This window comes from Georgenia phoenicis (assembly GCF_047302425.1).
Lineage (GTDB): Bacteria > Actinomycetota > Actinomycetes > Actinomycetales > Actinomycetaceae > Oceanitalea.
Window position 1 is genome coordinate 3,685,683 of the sequence record NZ_CP154855.1, and the last position, 16,362, is coordinate 3,702,044.

Below are 16,362 nucleotides of genomic sequence, written 5' to 3' on the forward strand. Positions count from 1 at the left end.
CAGAAGTGACCCAGCTCGCCCTCGTCATCGCCGGTTCCGAGGCCACCGGCGGCGCAGGCATCCAGGCCGACATCCGGACCTACCAGCAGCTCGGCGTCTACGGCGTCGGGACGATCACCTGCATCGTCTCCTTCGACCCGAACAACGACTGGGGGCACCGCTTCGTGCCGGTCGACCCCCAGGTGATCGCCGACCAGATCGAGGCGGCCACCGCCACCCACGACCTCGACGTCGTCAAGATCGGCATGCTCGGCACGCCCGCGACGATCGAGGTCGTCGCCCGCGCGCTGCGCGCCCAGCCGTGGCGCCACGTCGTCCTCGACCCGGTCCTCATCTGCAAGGGCCAGGAGCCCGGCGCGGCCCTCGACACCGACACCGCGCTGCGCGAGCAGGTGCTGCCGCTCGCCACCGTCGTCACCCCCAACATGTTCGAGGCGCGCACGCTGTCGGGCATGGACGAGATCACCTCGGTGGACGACCTCGCCGAGGCCGCCCGCCGCATCCACGCGCTCGGTCCGAAGTACGTCCTCGCCAAGGGCGGGGTCGAGCTGCCCGGGGACGACGCCGTCGACGTCCTCTTCGACGGCGAGGAGGTGACGGTCCTGTCCGAGCCCAAGGTCGGCCAGGAGCGGGTCTCCGGCGCGGGCTGCACGCTCGCCGCCGCGACCGCCGCCGAGCTTGCCAAGGGCGCGAGCGTCCCCGACGCCGTGCGCACCGCCAAGGCGCTGGTGACGGCGGGCATCCACGCCCGCGTCAGCGCTAACACGCCGTTCGACTCCGTGTGGCAGGGCGCCTACCAGGCCTGAGACGCCCCGCGTGGTGGGCCGGTCAGGCTCACCACGCGGGCGGCCTGCGTCAGGCGAGGCCGGTCGCGTTCTGCGCGTCGGAGGCGCCGAGGCGGGCCTTGGCCTCCTCGCGGGGGCGGGCACGCTCGGAGGGCCCGACCATCGTGAGGTGCGGGCGGTGGCGCAGGCGGTAGTGCACCTCGACGTCCCAGTGCCGCTTGGCCCAGACCGCGGCGGCGGCCGCGACGACCATCGCGGAGATCGCCCCGACCCCCACCGCCCAGCGGGCGTTGAAGGTCTCGGCGACCCAGCCGACGATCGGCGCACCGATCGGCGTCGTGCCGAGGAAGACCATCATGTACAGGCTCATCACCCGCCCGCGCATGACCGGGTCGGTCGACATCTGCACCGTGGCGTTGGCGGCGGTCATCATCGTGAGCGAGGCGAAGCCGACCGGGATGGTCATGAGGGCGTAGAGCTCGTAGGTCGGCATGATCGCCATGAGCCCGGAGGCGACGCCGAAGGCGAAGGCCGCCCCGAGGACCAGCCGCACCCGCGGCCGCTTGCGCCGGGCCGCGAGCAGCGCCCCGCCGAGGGAGCCGATCGCCATGACCGAGCCGAGGATGCCGTACTCGCCGGCGCCCTTCTCGAAGACCTCCCGGGCCATGACGGCGCTGGTGAGCTGGAAGTTGAGCCCCAGCGCCCCGACCACACCGACGACGACCATGATCGTCACGATGTCGCTGCGGCCGCGGACGTAGCGCAGCCCCTCGCGGATCTGCCCCTTGCCGCGTGAGGTGTGGGGCATCTCGTGGAGCTCGTGGCGGCGCATGAGGGTGAGGGACAGGATCGTCGCGGCGAAGCTCACCGCGTTGATGATGAAGATCCACCCGGGGCCGACGACGGCGATGAGCAGGCCGGAGATGCCCGGCCCGATGAGGCGGGCGGCGTTGAAGGACGCGGAGTTCAGGCCGACGGCGTTGGGCAGGCTGGCGGGCGGGACCATCTCGGCGACGAAGGTCTGGCGCACGGGATTGTCCAGCGCCGTGACGATGCCGAGCAGGAGCGCGAAGACGTAGACGTGCCACAGCTGGGCGTGGCCACCGAGCACGAGCAGACCGAGGCCGGCGGCGAGCACGCCGAGCGCCGTCTGGGTGCCGATGAGGAGCTTGCGCCGCGGCAGGCGGTCGGCGAGCAGCCCGCCGAAGGGGCTGAGCAGCAGCATCGGCAGGAACTGGAGGCCGGTGACGATGCCGACGGCGAGGCCGGAGTCGTCGGACAGCACGGTGAGCACGAGCCAGTCCTGGGCCACGCGCTGCATCCACGTGCCGATGTTCGCGACGAGGGCACCGGCGAACCACATCCGGTAGTTGAAGAACCTCAGCGAGGCGAAGGTCGATCTCATACGCCGGTCACCTCGCGCAGGATCGCGACAGCCTTCTCGACCGTGGCGCGCTCCTCGGCGGTGAGGTGGCCCAGCATCTCCTCCATCCACTCGGTGCGGCGGCGGCGCGTCTCGTCGACGACGGCGGCGCCGGCGTCGGTGAGCTCGATGTGCACCTGCCGCCCGTCGGTGGGGTGGGCGGTGCGCGCGACGAGGCCGGCGCCCTCGAGTGCCGCGATGGTGCGCGTCATCGTCGGGGGCTGGACGCCGTCGCGCTCGGCGAGGGCGCGGGGGGTCGAGGGTCCGTGGTGGGTCAGGCCGGCGAGCACGCAGTACTGGGCCTCGCTCAGCTCCCCCACGACGGCGGCGGCGCGGATCTTGCGGGACAGTCGCAGGACCGTCACGCGCAGCTCCGAGGCGAGGTCGGGGTGCTGGCGGGTGCGGCTCGCCGTCGTCGTCGAGGGCGAGGAGTTCGTCATGTGTCAGATTCTAGATCGTTAGTTGTGCGAACGAAAGAGTTGCCCGCGGTGAGGTCGGGCACGCCGTCGTTCTCGGCTGCCGAGACGGCGACGACGGCGGCGCCCGGGTGGCGGACGGACGGCACCCAGCCCGGCGCGGGTGCGAGCATGGACGGGCCCGCCCACGACCCGGAGGTACCCGTGCGCTCCAGCACCGACCGCATTCTCACCACCCACGCCGGCAGCCTGCCGCGCACCGACGCCCTGCTCGAGGCCAACGCCGCCCGGCAGGCCGGCCGGGGCCCGGAGGACTTCGCCGGCTTCCTCGCGGGTGAGGTGACCGCGCTGGTCGAGCGGCAGCTGGCCGCGGGCGTCGACGTCGTCGGCGACGGCGAGTACGGCAAGGCGATGAGCTCCCCGGTCGACTACGGCGCGTGGTGGTCCTACTCCTTCCAGCGCACCGGTGGGCTGGAGATCATCGACGACGCCTCCTGGGCCACCGCCGACGTGCAGTCCGCGCCCGGTGACACCCGGCTCACCGGGTTCCTCCACCGCCGCGACCGGCAGCTGTTCGCCGAGGCCTACGCGGACCCGACCTCCGGCATCTTCACCGGCGACCCGAAGGCCAGCCCCTTCCCCTCCTGTACCGGGCCGCTGAGCTACACGGGACAGGACGCCATCGCCGCGGACATCGCCAACCTCAGGGCGGCCCTGGAGCGCACCGGCGCGGAGGAGGGCTTCATCACCGCACTGTCCCCCGGCAGCGCCTCACGAATCACCAACCGCTACTACGGGAGCGAGGAGGAGTTCGTCTGGGCCTGGGCCGACGTCCTGCGCGAGGAGTACCGCGCGATCATCGACGCCGGGCTCGTCCTGCAGATCGACGACCCCTCGATCGCGGAGAACTTCGACCAGATCACCCCCGAGCCGAGCGTCGAGGACTACGTCGCCTTCACCCGGCTGCGCGTCGAGGCGCTGAACTACGCGCTGCGCGACCTGCCGGAGGACCGCATCCGCTTCCACCTGTGCTGGGGCAGCTGGCACGGCCCGCACACGACCGACATCGCGATGGCCGACATCGTGCGCACCATGCTCGACATCAACGCCGGCGCCTACTCCTTCGAGGCGGGCAACGTGCGCCACGAGCACGAGTGGCGGGTGTGGCAGGACGTCGAGCTGCCCGAGGGCAAGCTCATCCTGCCGGGCGTGGTGTCCCACGCGACGAACGTCGTCGAGCACCCCGAGCTCGTCGCCGACCGCATCGAGCGCTTCGCCGCCGGCGTGGGCCGCGAGTGGGTCATCGCCTCGACGGACTGCGGGCTCGGCGGGCGCATCCACCCGCAGATCGCCTGGGCCAAGCTCGAGACCCTGGCCGCCGGCGCCGAGATCGCCACCCGCCGCCTCTGGGGCTGACGAGGCACCGCACGCGTGCCACAAGCGGCCGCGGGGAGCGAGCGGCGCAAGGCTGGACCCTTGACGGAGGGCCGCGGCGCGGCTCGCCGGGCGCCTTTGTGGCACGCAGCCGGAGGCGCGTCCCGGAGCCAGCCCTCCCCCGAAAGCACTGTGCGCCCGCTGGTTCCAGCGGGCGCACAGTGGAGAAGGAAGAGAGTGGCGGTGGCTCAGATGTCGAGGACCTGCTGGATCGGCCCGAGGGCGAAGTAGACGACGAAGAGCGCCGCGACCACCCACATGAGCCAGTGGACCTTGCGCACCCCGCCCTTCTTCGCCGCGGCGAGCACGACGTAGGCGATGAAGCCCGCGCCGATGCCCACGGTGATCGAGTAGGCGAAGGGCATGAGGACGATCGTGAGGAAGGCCGGGACCGCGATCGCGAGGTCGCGCCAGCTGATCTCGGTCACCTGCTGCATCATGAGGAAGCCGACGATGACGAGCGCGGGCGTCGCGGCCTCGTAGGGCACGAACTCGGCGAGCGGCGCGAGGAAGACCGCGAGCAGGAACGCGATACCGGTGACGACCGACGCGAGGCCGGTCCGGGCGCCGTCACCGACGCCCGCGGCGGACTCGATGAAGCTCGTGTTGGACGAGACGCCCGCGGCGCCACCGGCGGCGGCCGCCACGGAGTCGACGACGAGGATCTGCCGGGTGCGCGGCGGGTTTCCGTTCTCGTCGAGGAGCCCACCCTCGGCGCCGATGGCGACCATCGTGCCCATCGTGTCGAAGAAGTCGGCGAGCAGGATCGAGAAGATGAGCAGCAGGGCGGCGACGATCCCGATCTTGCCGAAGGCGCCGAAGAGGGAGAACTGGCCGAGCGTGCCGAAGTCCGGCGTCGCGATGACGGAGCCCTCGATCGCCGGGACGGTCAGGCCCCAGCCACCGGCCGCGCCCTCGGCCTGCGTGCCCACGTGCGCGACGGCCTCGATGATCCCGGCCAGCACCGTGGCGGTGACGATGCCGATGAGCATCGCGCCGCGCACCCCGCGCGCCATGAGGATCATGATGAGGAACAGGCCGACGACGAAGACGACGGCGGGCCAGCCGACCAGCGAGCCGTCCACGCCGAGCTGGAGCGGCGTGCCGCCGGGGCGCACGATGCCGGCGTTGACGAGGCCGACGAGCGCGATGAACAGGCCGATGCCCACCGAGATCGCGACCTTGAGCTGCTGCGGCACGGCCCGGAAGACGGCCTCGCGCAGCCCGGTGAGGACGAGCACGAGGATGATGAGGCCCTCGAGGACGATGAGGCCCATGGCGTCGGCCCAGGTCATCCCGGGCATGCCGACGACCGTGTACGCGAGCAGGGCGTTGATGCCCAGGCCGGCGGCGACGGCGAGCGGGAAGTTCGCCACCGTGCCCATGAGGATCGACATGAGGCCGGCCACGAGGGCCGTGCCCGCGGCGACCGCGGCGAGGTTGGGCCCGTCGGTGCCGCCGCCGAGGAAGGCGCCGGTGGAGTCGGGGGTGGAGAGGATGAGCGGGTTGAGGACGAGGATGTAGGACATCGCGAAGAAGGTGACGATGCCTCCGCGGATCTCCTGCCCGATCGTCGAGCCACGCTCGGTGATGCGGAAGTGTCGGTCGATCCAGCCTGGGTTCTGCGTGCGCGCCGGCGCCGGTGTGGACATGGCCCGCATGGTGCCAGAACCGCGCCCTACCGCGTCGCCGGTGCTCACATTCTCGGGCGACGACGGCGCACCCGCCGCGGCCGCGCGGTGCCCTGGCCCCGGGGCGGGGTCGCCTACCATCGACCCATGCGCATCCCCGAGACCCGCTCCGAGGACCTGCCGCCGATGCGCGTCAACACGGTGACGATGTTCCTCGTGGGGACGGTCGCCTGGGTGGTGGGGCTCGTCGTCGTGCTCCTCCTGCGGGCACGCGGCCACGACCTCGGTGGCGAGGTGCGAATCTGCCTCACCGGGATCGTCGTCGGCCTGCTCGGGATGCTCTGGGGCGCCGGCCAGCAGCGCCGCGCCGCCCGCCGCGAGCGGTAGGACTCAGGGCGCCGGCGCGGTGCTCCCCCGCTCGATGAGCCGGGTGGGCAGCCGCACGTGCTGGCGGACGTCGTCGTCGCCGGCGATGAGTCGCACGAGCAGGCCGATGGCCTCGGCGCCCATCTGCTGGATCGGCTGCGCGACGGTCGTGAGCGGTGGGGTCGCGGCGACGGCCTCGGGGACGTCGTCGAAGCCGATGACGGACAGGTCCTGCGGCACGCGCAGCCCGAGGTCGCGGGCGGCGTCGATCGTCGCGATGGCCATGAGGTCGTTGGCGGCGAAGACGGCGGTGGGCCGGTCGGGCAGGGCGAGGAGGTCGTGAGCCGGCTGGTCGGCGCCCTCGCGCCGGTAGCCGCCCACCCGGACGAGCGCCTCGTCCACCGGGAGCCCGGCGGCGGCCATCGCCGCGCGGAAGCCCTCCTCGCGCAGGCGTGAGCTCTCGAGGTCGGCGCGGCCGCCGAGGAAGGCGATGCGCCGGTGCCCGAGCGCGATGAGGTGCTCGGTGGCGAGGACCGCTCCGGCGTCGTTGTCCGCGTCGACGGTCGCGATGCCGGAGGGGCCCATGTGCGGGTCGATGGCGACGACGGGCACGTGGTCACGCACCTCGACGACGGTGGGCGTGACGAGGACGGCACCGTCGATCAGGGTGCCGCTGAGCCGCGACAGCGAGCGGCGCTCCCAGCCGACGTCGCTGCCCGCGTGCGCGGTGCCCGAGTACGCGAGGAGGTCGTAGCCGGTGGCCGCGACGGCGGCGGAGGCGCCCTTGAGGATCTCGGCGCTGAAGGGCTCGAACTCGGCGACGAGGATGCCGATGACGTTCGTGCGGTGGCTGCGCAGGCTGCGCGCCACGAGGGAGCCCTCGTAGCCGAGGCGGGCGATGACCTCCTGCACGCGCTCGCTCGTCGCGGCGGCGACGCCGTAGCGGCCGTTGATCACCTTGGACACGGTCGCGACCGAGACGCCGGCACTGCGCGCCACGTCCGTGATGGTCACCCGTTCGCTCACGAGCAGAGCCTACCGCGACGAAAACGTTATCGATAACGATTGACACGCCCGCGGCGGTCCTGCCACGCTGTCGCCACCCCCGTCGACGACGACTGAAGGAAACACGACATGCTTCACAGACGAGCAGTCAGCCTCACCGCGCTCGGCCTGAGCGCCGCGCTTCTCCTCGCCGCCTGCGGCGACGGGGAGAGCACCGAGTCCACCGGAGGGGGCGGCGACGGCGAGTCCGTCACGCTCACCTGGTGGCACAACTCCAACAACGAGCCCGGCGTCAGCGTCTACGAGCAGGTGGCCGCGGACTTCGAGGAGGAGAACCCGGGCGTGACCATCGAGATCACCCCGCTCGCCCACGAGGACATGCTCACCCGCCTCGACGCCGCCTTCCAGACCGGCGACACCCCCGACGTCTACATGGAGCGCGGCGGCGGCGAGCTGGCCGCGCACGTCGAGGCCGGGCTGACCAAGGACCTCACCGACGTCGCTGCCGACACGATCGAGAAGCTCGGCTCGTCGGTCGACGGCTGGACCAACGAGGACCGCGTCTACGCCCTGCCCTTCTCCGTGGGCGTCGTCGGCTTCTGGTACAACAAGGCCATCTTCGAGGAGGCCGGGATCACCGAGCCGCCGACGACGATGGAGGAGTTCAACGAGGTCGTCGAGACCCTCAAGGGTGCCGGCGTCGAGCCGATCTCCGTGGGCGCCGGCGACAAGTGGCCCGCCGCCCACTACTGGTACTACTTCGCGCTGCGCCAGTGCAGCCAGGACGTGCTGACCGACGCGGTCACCTCCCTCGACTTCTCCGACGAGTGCTTCGTCGCCGCCGGTGAGGACCTCGAGGCGCTCATCGCCACGGAGCCCTTCAACACCGGCTTCCTCGCCACCCCCGCGCAGACCGGCCCCACCTCCGCCTCCGGTCTGCTCGCCACCGGCCAGGTGGCCATGGAGCTCGCCGGCCACTGGGAGCCCGGCGTCATGCAGGGCCTGACCGAGGACAACGAGGGCCTGGGCGAGAACACCGGCTGGTTCCCCTTCCCCGCCGTCGAGGGCGGTGACGGCGACCCGGAGGCCGCACTGGGCGGCGGTGACGCGTGGGCCTGCTCCAACGACGCTCCCGACGCCTGCGTCGACTTCATCACCTACCTCCTCAGCGACGAGGTCCAGCAGACCTTCGCCGAGAACGACATGGGCCTGCCGACCAACCCGGCGGCCGTCGACTCCGTGTCCGACCCGGCGCTGGCCGACCTCCTCACCTTCCGTGACGAGGCGCCCTTCGTCCAGCTGTACTTCGACACCGCCTTCGGCGAGAACATCGGTGGTGCGATGAACGACGAGATCGCCCTGGTCTTCGCGGGCCAGTCCTCCGCGCAGGGCATCGTCGACGCCACCCAGGCCGCGGCTGACCTGGGATGAGCGACGTGGCAGATGACGTGACCCGCCAGGGTGCCGTTGCTGCCACGCTGCCGGAGCCCCGTCCCGCCGACCGTGCCGCGGCACGGTCGGCGGGCGGGTCGGGCGCCCCGCGCCCCTCCCGCCTCTCCGGCCAGTGGCGCAAGCGCCTGGAGATCGCCTTCTTCGTCGGACCGGCACTGGCACTCTTCGCCGTGTTCGTCGTCGTGCCCGTCGTCCAGGCGGTGCGCTACTCGGTCTTCAGCTGGAACGGCCTCGGGCCGCTCGACAACTTCGTCGGGCTGCAGAACTACGCCCGCGCGCTGCAGGACCAGATCTTCACCGACGCGGTCATGCACAACCTCACGATCGTCGTCCTCTCGATCCTCATCCAGCTGCCCCTCGGTCTGGGGATCGCGCTCCTGCTCAACCGCGAGATGTGGGGCCGCTCCTTCCTCCGGGTCGTCATCTTCGTGCCCTACGTGCTGGCGGAGGTCGTCGCCGGTGTCGTGTGGTTCATGCTGCTCCAGCCCAACGGGCCGGTGGACGCCGCGCTGGAGGCGATCGGTCTCGGCAACCTCGTCCAGGTCTGGCTCGGGGACCCGCAGATCGCGCTGTACACGGTCATGGTCGTCCTCACGTGGAAGTACCTCGGTCTCGCCGTCATCCTCTTCCTCGCCGGCCTCCAGGGCGTCCCGCCCGAGCTCTACGAGGCCGCCCAGATCGACGGCGCCTCGTGGTGGCAGGTCCAGCGGCGCATCACCATCCCCCTCCTCGGACCGACGATCCGCACCTGGGGCTTCCTCTCGATGATCGGCTCGCTCCAGCTCTTCGACATGGTGTGGATCCTCACCAAGGGCGGGCCGGCGAACTCGACCATCACGATGGCGATCTACCTCATCAACCAGGGCACCAACCGCGGCCTGTACGGCTACGCCTCCGCCGTCGCCGTCCTGCTCTTCGTCATCTCCCTCGTCCTTGCGCTCACCTACCAGCGCCTCATCCTGCGGCGTGACACCGACGTGCCCCGCACCAGCCGGAAGAAGGTGACCCGATGACCGCCGTGGTCCCCGTCTCCCCTCCGGAGGAGACCACCGAGCCGGACCCGCAGCGTCGCAGACGCAGCAACGCGTTCACGGGCGGCAACCCGCTCGTCTACGGGATCGCGCTCGTCGTCGTCGCGGCCACGCTGGCCCCCGTCATCTACGCGATCCTCGGCGGGTTCCGCAGCAACGCCCAGCTCGCAGCGGACCCGGTGAGCCTGCCCGACCCGTGGGTCTTCTCGAACTACGCCAACGTCCTCACGTCGGCGAGCTTCTGGCGCTTCGCCCTCAACTCCACGATCGTCTCGCTCATTACGACGGCCGTCGTCGTCGTCTTCGGGATCATGGCGGCCTACCCGCTGGCCCGCTACACCTTCAAGGGCCGCCAGGCACTCTTCCAGGTCTTCGTGCTCGGCCTGCTCTTCCCGCTGACCGTGGCGATCATCCCGCTCTTCCTCATGGTGAGGGACCTGGGGCTCACCAACAGCGTGTGGGGCGTGGCGCTGCCGCAGGCGGCCTTCGCGCTGCCGATGACGATCGTCATCCTGCGCCCCTTCCTCATGGCCCTGCCCGCGGAGCTGGAGGAGGCCGCGCTCCTCGACGGCGCCAGCCGCATCGGCTTCTTCTGGCGCATCCTCCTGCCGCTGTCCGGCCCCGGGATGGTGACCGTCGGCGTCCTCGCCTTCGTCGCCTCCTGGAACGCCTACCTGCTCCCGCTGCTCATCCTCAACGACCCCGCGTCCCAGACCCTGCCGCTCGGGGTGGCGAGCTTCTCCACCGAGCACGCCCAGGACACCGCCGGCGTCCTCGCCTTCACCACCCTGGCGATGATCCCCGCCCTCGTCTTCTTCCTCACCGCCCAGAAGCGGATCGTCAACGGCCTCCAGGGCGCCGTCAAGGGCTGAGCCCTCCCGCACCACCCCCGGCATTGCCGGACCACCGAACGAAGGACCTCTCGTGACTGACATCGCCCCTGCCCAGCCGGGCACCGCCGCGCCGACCACCACCACCGAGCCCGCCAGCGCGCGGGTCCGCGAGCTCCTCGACTCGATGACCCTCGACGAGAAGCTCGCGCAGATCGTCGGCCTGTGGGTGGGCGCCGGCTCGGACGGCGAGGTCGTGGCCCCGCTCCAGGACGCCATGCTCGACGAGGCGCCCCGCTTCACCGAGTTCGCCCGCCACGGCCTGGGCCACCTCACCCGCGTCTTCGGCACCCGCCCGGTGGAGCCCGAGGTCGGCCGCCGCGCCCTTCTCGAGTCCCAGCGCTGGCTGGTGGAGAACACCCGCCTCGGCATCCCCGCCATCGCGCACGAGGAGTGCCTCACCGGGCTCGCCGCGTGGCGGGCCGCGACCTTCCCGACGCCGCTGGCATGGGGTGCGGCCTTCGACCCCGAGCTGGTGGAGGAGATGGCGGTCGCGATCGGTGAGTCGATGGCTGCGCTCGGCGTACACCAGGGTCTGTCGCCCGTGCTCGACGTCGTGCGGGACGCGCGCTGGGGCAGGGTCGAGGAGTGCATCGGTGAGGACCCGTACCTCGTCGGCACCATCGGCACCGCCTACGTGCGGGGGCTGCAGAGCACCGGCGTCCACGCCACCCTCAAGCACCTCGTGGGCTACTCCGCCTCCAGCGCCGGCCGCAACCTCGCGCCCGTCCACGCCGGGCCCCGCGAGATCACCGACGTCCTCCTCCCGCCCTTCGAGATGGCGGTGCGCGACGGCGGTGCCCGCTCGGTCATGCACGCCTACACGGAGATCGACGGCGTCCCCGTCGCCGCCGACCCCGAGATCCTCACCCGCCTCCTGCGGGAGGAGTGGGGCTTCGACGGGACCGTCGTCGCCGACTACTTCGGGGTGGCCTTCCTCCACCTGCTGCACGGGGTGGCGGGGGACCTCGGGCACGCCGCCGAGCTGGCGCTGGCCGCCGGCATCGACGTCGAGCTGCCCACCGGCAACGCCTACCTCGAGCCGCTGCGCGAGCGCGTCGAGGACGGGCGCACGCCCGTCGAGCTCATCGACCGGGCGGTGCTGCGGGTGCTGCGCCAGAAGGAGGAGCTCGGGCTGCTCGACGCCGACTTCTCCGCCGACCTGCCCGACGTCGAGATCGAGCTCGACCCGCCCGCGCACCGAGCGCTCGCCCAGCGGCTCGCCGAGGAGTCGGTCGTCCTCCTGAGCAACGACGGCACGCTGCCGCTGGCCTCCCCGGGCCGGGTCGCCGTCGTCGGCCCCAACGCGGACCGCGTCGCGGCGCTCTTCGGCTGCTACTCCTTCGTCAACCACGTCATCCCCCAGCACCCCGGCACCGAGGACGGCATCGCCGCCCCCACCGTGCTCGAGGCGCTGCGCACCGAGGGCGTCACGGCCGGCTACGCGGCCGGCTGCGCCGTGGACGACGACGACCGCTCGGGCATCCCCGAGGCGGTGGCCCTGGCCGCGGAGGCGGAGGTCGCCGTCGTCGTCGTCGGTGACCAGTCCGGGCTCTTCGGCCGCGGGACCGTCGGCGAGGGCTGCGACCGCGACGACCTCGAGCTGCCCGGTGTGCAGCGCGAGCTCGTCGAGGCGGTCCTCGAGACGGGTACGCCGGTCGTGCTCGTCCTGCTCACCGGGCGCCCGTACGCGATCGACTGGGCGCTGGAGCGCTGCGCCGCCGTCGTCCAGAGCTTCTTCCCCGGGGAGGAGGGGGGCACCGCGCTCGCCGGCGTGCTCACCGGCCGGGTCAACCCGTCCGGGCGGCTGCCGGTGAGCCTGCCCCGGTCCGCGGGCGCCCAGCCCTACTCCTACCTCAGCCCGACGCTCGCGGGCCCGTCGTCGACGACGAACCTCGACCCGACCCCGGCGCTGCCCTTCGGTCACGGGCTCGGCTACACGCGCTTCGCCCGCGAGGGGCTCGCGGTCGCCGACCCGGAGGTAGCGACCGACGGCACGATCGAGGTGTCCGTGCGCGTCCGCAACACCGGGGAGCGGGCGGGGACCGACGTCGTCCAGCTGTACGGGCGCGACGTCGTCGCCACCGTCACCCGCCCGGTTGCCCAGCTCCTCGGCTACTGCCGCGTCGACCTGGAACCGGGCGAGGAGGTGACCGTCCACCTGTGCGTCCCGACGTCGCGGCTCGCCTTCAGCGACCGTCGCATGGTGCGGGTCGTGGAGCCGGGCACCGTCGAGCTGTGGGTGGGACCCAGCTGCGCCGAGCGGGAGACCGAGACCTCGGTCGAGCTCGTCGGCGGGGTCCACGAGGTACGGCCCGAGGATGCCCGGCTGGCACGCGTGGAGGTGGTGCGGGGCTGACTACGGTGCGCGGCGCACCCCCAGGGTGTCCACGCCGTCGCCGTCCCAGTCGCCGATGATCACCTCGTCGCTGGACCGGCCGTAGACGACGACCCGCTGCGCGGGGCCACCCGCCATCGAGTCGGTGAGGTAGTGGCCGGCGCCGCGGCGCACGCCGATGGTGTCGAAGCCGTCGCCGTCCCAGTCACCGACGATGAGGTGGTCCCCCGCGCGGCCGTAGGTGAAGGCCCAGTCGGCGTGCGTGGCGCCGCCCCAGCTGTTGATGAGGCACAGGAGCGCGCCGCCCTCAGCCCGCCAGACGACGGTGTCCCGGCCGTCAGCGTTCCAGTCGCCGATGACGATCTCGTCGCTGGCGCGGCCCAAGGTGCGGACCTCGTCGGCGGCGCCGCCGGTGAGCGTGTTCTTCAGGTGGTAGACGTTGCCGCGACGGACCGCGAGGGTGTCGTCGCCGTCACCGTCCCAGTCCCCGACGAGCACCTCGTCGCCCGCCCGTCCGTAGCTGAGGACGGTCTGCGCCGGCCCGCCGGCGGGGTTGTTCGTGAGGTAGACGGTGCTCCCGCGCCGGACGGCGACCGAGTCCCTCCCGTCGCCGTCCCAGTCACCGACGAGGACCTCGTCGGTGAAGCGGCCGAAGTGGAAGACGTGCTGCGCCCGGCCGCCGGCCGGGCTGTTGGTGAGGAAGAAGCCGTGTTCCGGCTGTTCGGCGGCCTGCGCGCCGGTGGCGGTGAGGACCAGGATGACGGGACTGAGTACTGCCAGGGCCTTGCGCATGTCTCCTCCTAGAGACCCGCAGTGGAGGTGGTGGCCGCCCGGTAGCACCCGAGTGTCCTCCGGCCTCCAGCGGCGGACAAGGACAGTGACCAAACTGCAACAGCCGGCTCCTCCTCCCCTCCCTCCGGCGCCGAGCGCGGAGTTGTTCCTCGCCGGGCGAGGAACAACTCCGCGCTCGGCGGGAAGGTGTGGGGGCGGCTCAGGAGAGGCCGGCGCGGCGGCGGGTGGTGCGGTTGGCGTGGACCGACCATCGCGGCACCCAGCGGGCCAGCGCGGCCGTCGCCAGGCCGCTGCCGCCCGCCATCACCCAGATCCCGGCCGCCAGGGAGCCGAGCGCGGCTCCGCCGGAGACGACGAGCGGGCCGAGCGCCGAGCCGCCGTCCTGGAAGACGCGCCAGATCCCGAGGAACTGGGCGCGCTCGCCCGGTGGGGCGGTGTCCGCGCCGAGCGTCATGAGGATCCCCGAGCTCATCCCGTTGCCCAGGCCGAGGAGCACCGCCACCCAGGTGACGGCACCGACCGTCGTCGTCAGCGGCAGCAGCACCATCGCCACGCCCATGGTGAGCATGGCGGGCACGCCGATCCACAGCCGCCCGAAGGAGTCCATGACCTTGCCGGCCGGGTAGAACAGGAGCATGTCGGCGGCGCCGGCGATGCCGAAGACGAGGCTCGTGACGGCCGGGTCCAGCCCGATGTGCTCGCCCCACAGGGGCAGCACGGTCTGGCGGGCGCCACGCACCGCGCCGACGAGGAGCACCGCCACCCCGAGCGTCGCGAAGACCTGCCGGTGCTCGACAAGGACCGAGCGCATCGACCGGCGGGGCGGCGCGTCGCGCGGCGGTGGCGCCCCCGCGCCGTCGGAGCGCTCGGGCCGCACCGCCGCGATGACGGCGGTGGCCACGAGCGACGTGCCGAGGGCCAGCCAGTAACCGGCGCGCAGGTCGGCGCCGTGGATGACGGCCGCCCCGGCGAAGGGGCCGATGAACAGGCCGATGCGGTGGACGCCGGCGAGGGTGGACAGCACCCGCGCCCGCCGCAGCGGCGGGGTGATCTCGGTGAGGTAGGCGTGCCGGGCGAGGTTGAACACGGCGTTGGCCGCGCCGATGACGAGGACGCTGAGGCCGAGGAGGCCGAGGTTGGGTGCCAGCGCGCAGCCGACGAAGCCGAGCGCGGCGACCACCCCCGCGAGGAGCATCGCGCCGCGGTCGCCCACGCGCGCGGACAGCGCCCCGGCCGGGACGTCGGACAGGAGCTGGCCGATCGGCAGGAGCGAGGCCATGAAGCCGGCGACGGCGATCGAGGCTCCCAGCCCCGTCGCGGTCAGCGGGACGATCGGGAGCATCGCGCCGATGCCGATCTCGAAGACGAGAGAGGGCACGAAGGCCCCGAGCACGACCGAGCGCACCGGGAACATGCGCTCGGCGCCCCCGCGCGCGGTCACGAGGGGTCGGGCGTCGTCCCGGTCTGCGACTCACCGGCCGGCGGGTCGTGGGGGCGGCCGAGGGAGACGACGTCGAGGTCGAGCTCGTCGACGACCGGCGCCGTCGGGTTCCAGTCGCTGGGCCGCTTGCGCTCGCCCGTCTCGGAGTGGGAGCCGCAGCCGTGGTCGAGGCTGACGACGCCGCCGTCGTCCGGGGACCACTCGTTGGCGCACACGCCGAAGACCTGGCGCAGGGAGCCGGTGAGCGGGACGAAGAAGGCGCAGGTCGAGCACGGCGCGGCCGCGGCGCGCGCCCCGCGGGAGGACGGGCCACGCTCGCCCTCGTACCAGCGGGTGGCGGCCTGGCGGCGACCCTCGGCGGACAGCACGCGCTCGCGCCCCAGCCCCACCTCGTAGGCGAGCTCGGGGCCCAGGACGTCGGCGTCGATGCCGGTGGCCTCGTAGCCGGCGTCCAGCCGCTCGTCGTCGCCGATGTAGGGCAGCTCGTCGGTGGGGCCGACGTCGCTGGGCTGCAGCCGCTCGGACCACGGCACCCAGCCCGGAGCGAGGAGCGCCTCGGAGCCGGGCAGGTGGTTGACCTCGACGACCGTCGCGCGCCGCGAGCGCGGCGGACGGGTGAGGGTCACCGCCCAGTACCAGCCGCGGTAGCCGGGCAGGAGGGAGGTGAAGACGTGGGTGAGGAGCCGGGAGTCCTCGACGACGTACCCGGCGTGCTCGCCGACCTGCGCCTCACCGACGTCGGCGACGACGGCCTCGCGGGCGAGGTCGACGGCCCCGGCCAGCACCGCCTCCTTGGCGGGCTGGGCGGTGCGGGGCACGAGCACGGCGGGTGCAGTCACGACTCGATCCTAGTTGCCGTGGCTCAGGCGTCGAACTGGTCCGCGAGGACGCGCAGGACCTGGGCGAGCTTGGCGCCGCGCCCCTTCTCCGGGTAGCGCCCGCGGCGCAGCTCGCCGGAGGCGCGGTCGAGCTCGCGGATGAGGTCCTCGACGATCGGCACCATGTCCTCGGCCGGGCGGCGGTGCGCCTTGGCGACCGAGGGCAGCGGGTCGAGGAGCTTGACGGACAGCGCGGAGGGGCCCTTGCGGCCGTCGGCGAGGCCGAAGTCGACCCTCGTCCCCGGCTTCGGGTTGGGGTTGTCCGCCGGGAGCGCCGAGGCGTGCAGGAACACCTGGGTGCCGTCGTCGGCGGTGATGAAACCGAAACCACGGTCGGCGTCGAACCACTTGACCTTGCCGGTGGGCATGGGACCTCTCTGGGCGGTGGGGGCGGAGGGGCGACACGGGGGTGCCGCTGGGAAAGCACCAGTTTACCGGGCTGCGGAGCGGGTCAGGCCCGATCCGGGTGCTCCGCGCCAC

15 protein-coding genes are annotated in these 16,362 nt (G+C 72.6%); 7 read left to right on the forward strand and 8 right to left on the reverse strand.

The window, feature by feature from the left end; translation table 11 throughout:
• Positions 1–5: 5 nt before the first annotated feature.
• On the forward strand, positions 6–806 hold the full coding sequence (thiD, locus tag AA0005_RS17445; protein ID WP_413451353.1) for a bifunctional hydroxymethylpyrimidine kinase/phosphomethylpyrimidine kinase: 801 nt from the start codon (positions 6–8) through the stop codon (positions 804–806).
• A 49-nt stretch (positions 807–855) separates the two neighbouring features.
• Here thiD and AA0005_RS17450 read toward each other — a convergent pair whose 3' ends face one another.
• Both AA0005_RS17450 and AA0005_RS17455 read right to left on the reverse strand, forming a co-directional pair.
• Positions 856–2,190, reverse strand: a complete 1,335-nt coding sequence (locus AA0005_RS17450) for an MFS transporter (RefSeq protein ID WP_413451354.1) — start codon at positions 2,188–2,190, stop codon at positions 856–858.
• Positions 2,187–2,648: a MarR family winged helix-turn-helix transcriptional regulator gene (locus tag AA0005_RS17455; protein ID WP_413451355.1), complete on the reverse strand. Its 462-nt coding sequence runs from the start codon at positions 2,646–2,648 to the stop codon at positions 2,187–2,189. The genes AA0005_RS17450 and AA0005_RS17455 overlap by 4 nt, the downstream gene beginning before the upstream one ends.
• A 180-nt stretch (positions 2,649–2,828) precedes the next feature.
• Here AA0005_RS17455 and AA0005_RS17460 point away from each other — a divergent pair, with 180 nt between their 5' ends.
• Positions 2,829–4,040: a cobalamin-independent methionine synthase II family protein gene (locus tag AA0005_RS17460; protein ID WP_413453123.1), complete on the forward strand. Its 1,212-nt coding sequence runs from the start codon at positions 2,829–2,831 to the stop codon at positions 4,038–4,040.
• Between the two features lie 206 nt (positions 4,041–4,246).
• Here AA0005_RS17460 and AA0005_RS17465 read toward each other — a convergent pair whose 3' ends face one another.
• On the reverse strand, positions 4,247–5,719 hold the full coding sequence (locus tag AA0005_RS17465; RefSeq protein ID WP_413451356.1) for an NCS2 family permease: 1,473 nt from the start codon (positions 5,717–5,719) through the stop codon (positions 4,247–4,249).
• Between the two features lie 117 nt (positions 5,720–5,836).
• Here AA0005_RS17465 and AA0005_RS17470 point away from each other — a divergent pair, with 117 nt between their 5' ends.
• Positions 5,837–6,076, forward strand: a complete 240-nt coding sequence (locus AA0005_RS17470) for a DUF2530 domain-containing protein (protein ID WP_413451357.1) — start codon at positions 5,837–5,839, stop codon at positions 6,074–6,076.
• A gap of 3 nt (positions 6,077–6,079) precedes the next feature.
• Here the strand turns inward: AA0005_RS17470 and AA0005_RS17475 are convergent, their stop codons facing one another.
• Positions 6,080–7,081, reverse strand: a complete 1,002-nt coding sequence (locus AA0005_RS17475; RefSeq protein WP_413451358.1) for a LacI family DNA-binding transcriptional regulator — start codon at positions 7,079–7,081, stop codon at positions 6,080–6,082.
• A 108-nt stretch (positions 7,082–7,189) separates the two neighbouring features.
• Between AA0005_RS17475 and AA0005_RS17480 the strand changes: the two genes are divergently transcribed.
• The 4 genes from AA0005_RS17480 (at position 7,190) to AA0005_RS17495 (ending at position 12,792) form a co-directional block, all read left to right on the forward strand.
• Positions 7,190–8,491 (forward strand): extracellular solute-binding protein, encoded by a 1,302-nt coding sequence (locus tag AA0005_RS17480; RefSeq protein ID WP_413451359.1) that lies wholly within the window; start codon positions 7,190–7,192, stop codon positions 8,489–8,491.
• Complete coding sequence (locus AA0005_RS17485) at positions 8,488–9,525, forward strand: carbohydrate ABC transporter permease (RefSeq protein WP_413451360.1); 1,038 nt, start codon at positions 8,488–8,490, stop codon at positions 9,523–9,525. Before AA0005_RS17480 ends, AA0005_RS17485 begins: the two co-directional genes overlap by 4 nt.
• Complete coding sequence (locus AA0005_RS17490; protein WP_413451361.1) at positions 9,522–10,415, forward strand: carbohydrate ABC transporter permease; 894 nt, start codon at positions 9,522–9,524, stop codon at positions 10,413–10,415. The genes AA0005_RS17485 and AA0005_RS17490 overlap by 4 nt, the downstream gene beginning before the upstream one ends.
• Positions 10,416–10,476: 61 nt before the next feature.
• Positions 10,477–12,792 (forward strand): glycoside hydrolase family 3 N-terminal domain-containing protein, encoded by a 2,316-nt coding sequence (locus tag AA0005_RS17495; RefSeq protein ID WP_413453124.1) that lies wholly within the window; start codon positions 10,477–10,479, stop codon positions 12,790–12,792.
• Here the strand turns inward: AA0005_RS17495 and AA0005_RS17500 are convergent, their stop codons facing one another.
• The 4 genes from AA0005_RS17500 to AA0005_RS17515 form a co-directional block, all read right to left on the reverse strand.
• Positions 12,793–13,563, reverse strand: a complete 771-nt coding sequence (locus AA0005_RS17500) for a hypothetical protein (protein ID WP_413451362.1) — start codon at positions 13,561–13,563, stop codon at positions 12,793–12,795. It abuts the gene before it with no gap.
• Between the two features lie 199 nt (positions 13,564–13,762).
• Positions 13,763–15,004: an MFS transporter gene (locus AA0005_RS17505; RefSeq protein WP_413451363.1), complete on the reverse strand. Its 1,242-nt coding sequence runs from the start codon at positions 15,002–15,004 to the stop codon at positions 13,763–13,765.
• Entirely contained in the window at positions 15,001–15,843 is an 843-nt protein-coding gene (locus tag AA0005_RS17510; RefSeq protein ID WP_413451364.1) for a DUF3027 domain-containing protein, read from the reverse strand. The genes AA0005_RS17505 and AA0005_RS17510 overlap by 4 nt, the downstream gene beginning before the upstream one ends.
• Before the next feature lie 23 nt (positions 15,844–15,866).
• Positions 15,867–16,250 carry a cold-shock protein gene (locus AA0005_RS17515; protein ID WP_413451365.1) on the reverse strand — a complete coding sequence of 128 codons (384 nt, stop codon included), beginning with the start codon at positions 16,248–16,250 and terminating at the stop codon, positions 15,867–15,869.
• Positions 16,251–16,362: the final 112 nt, after the last annotated feature.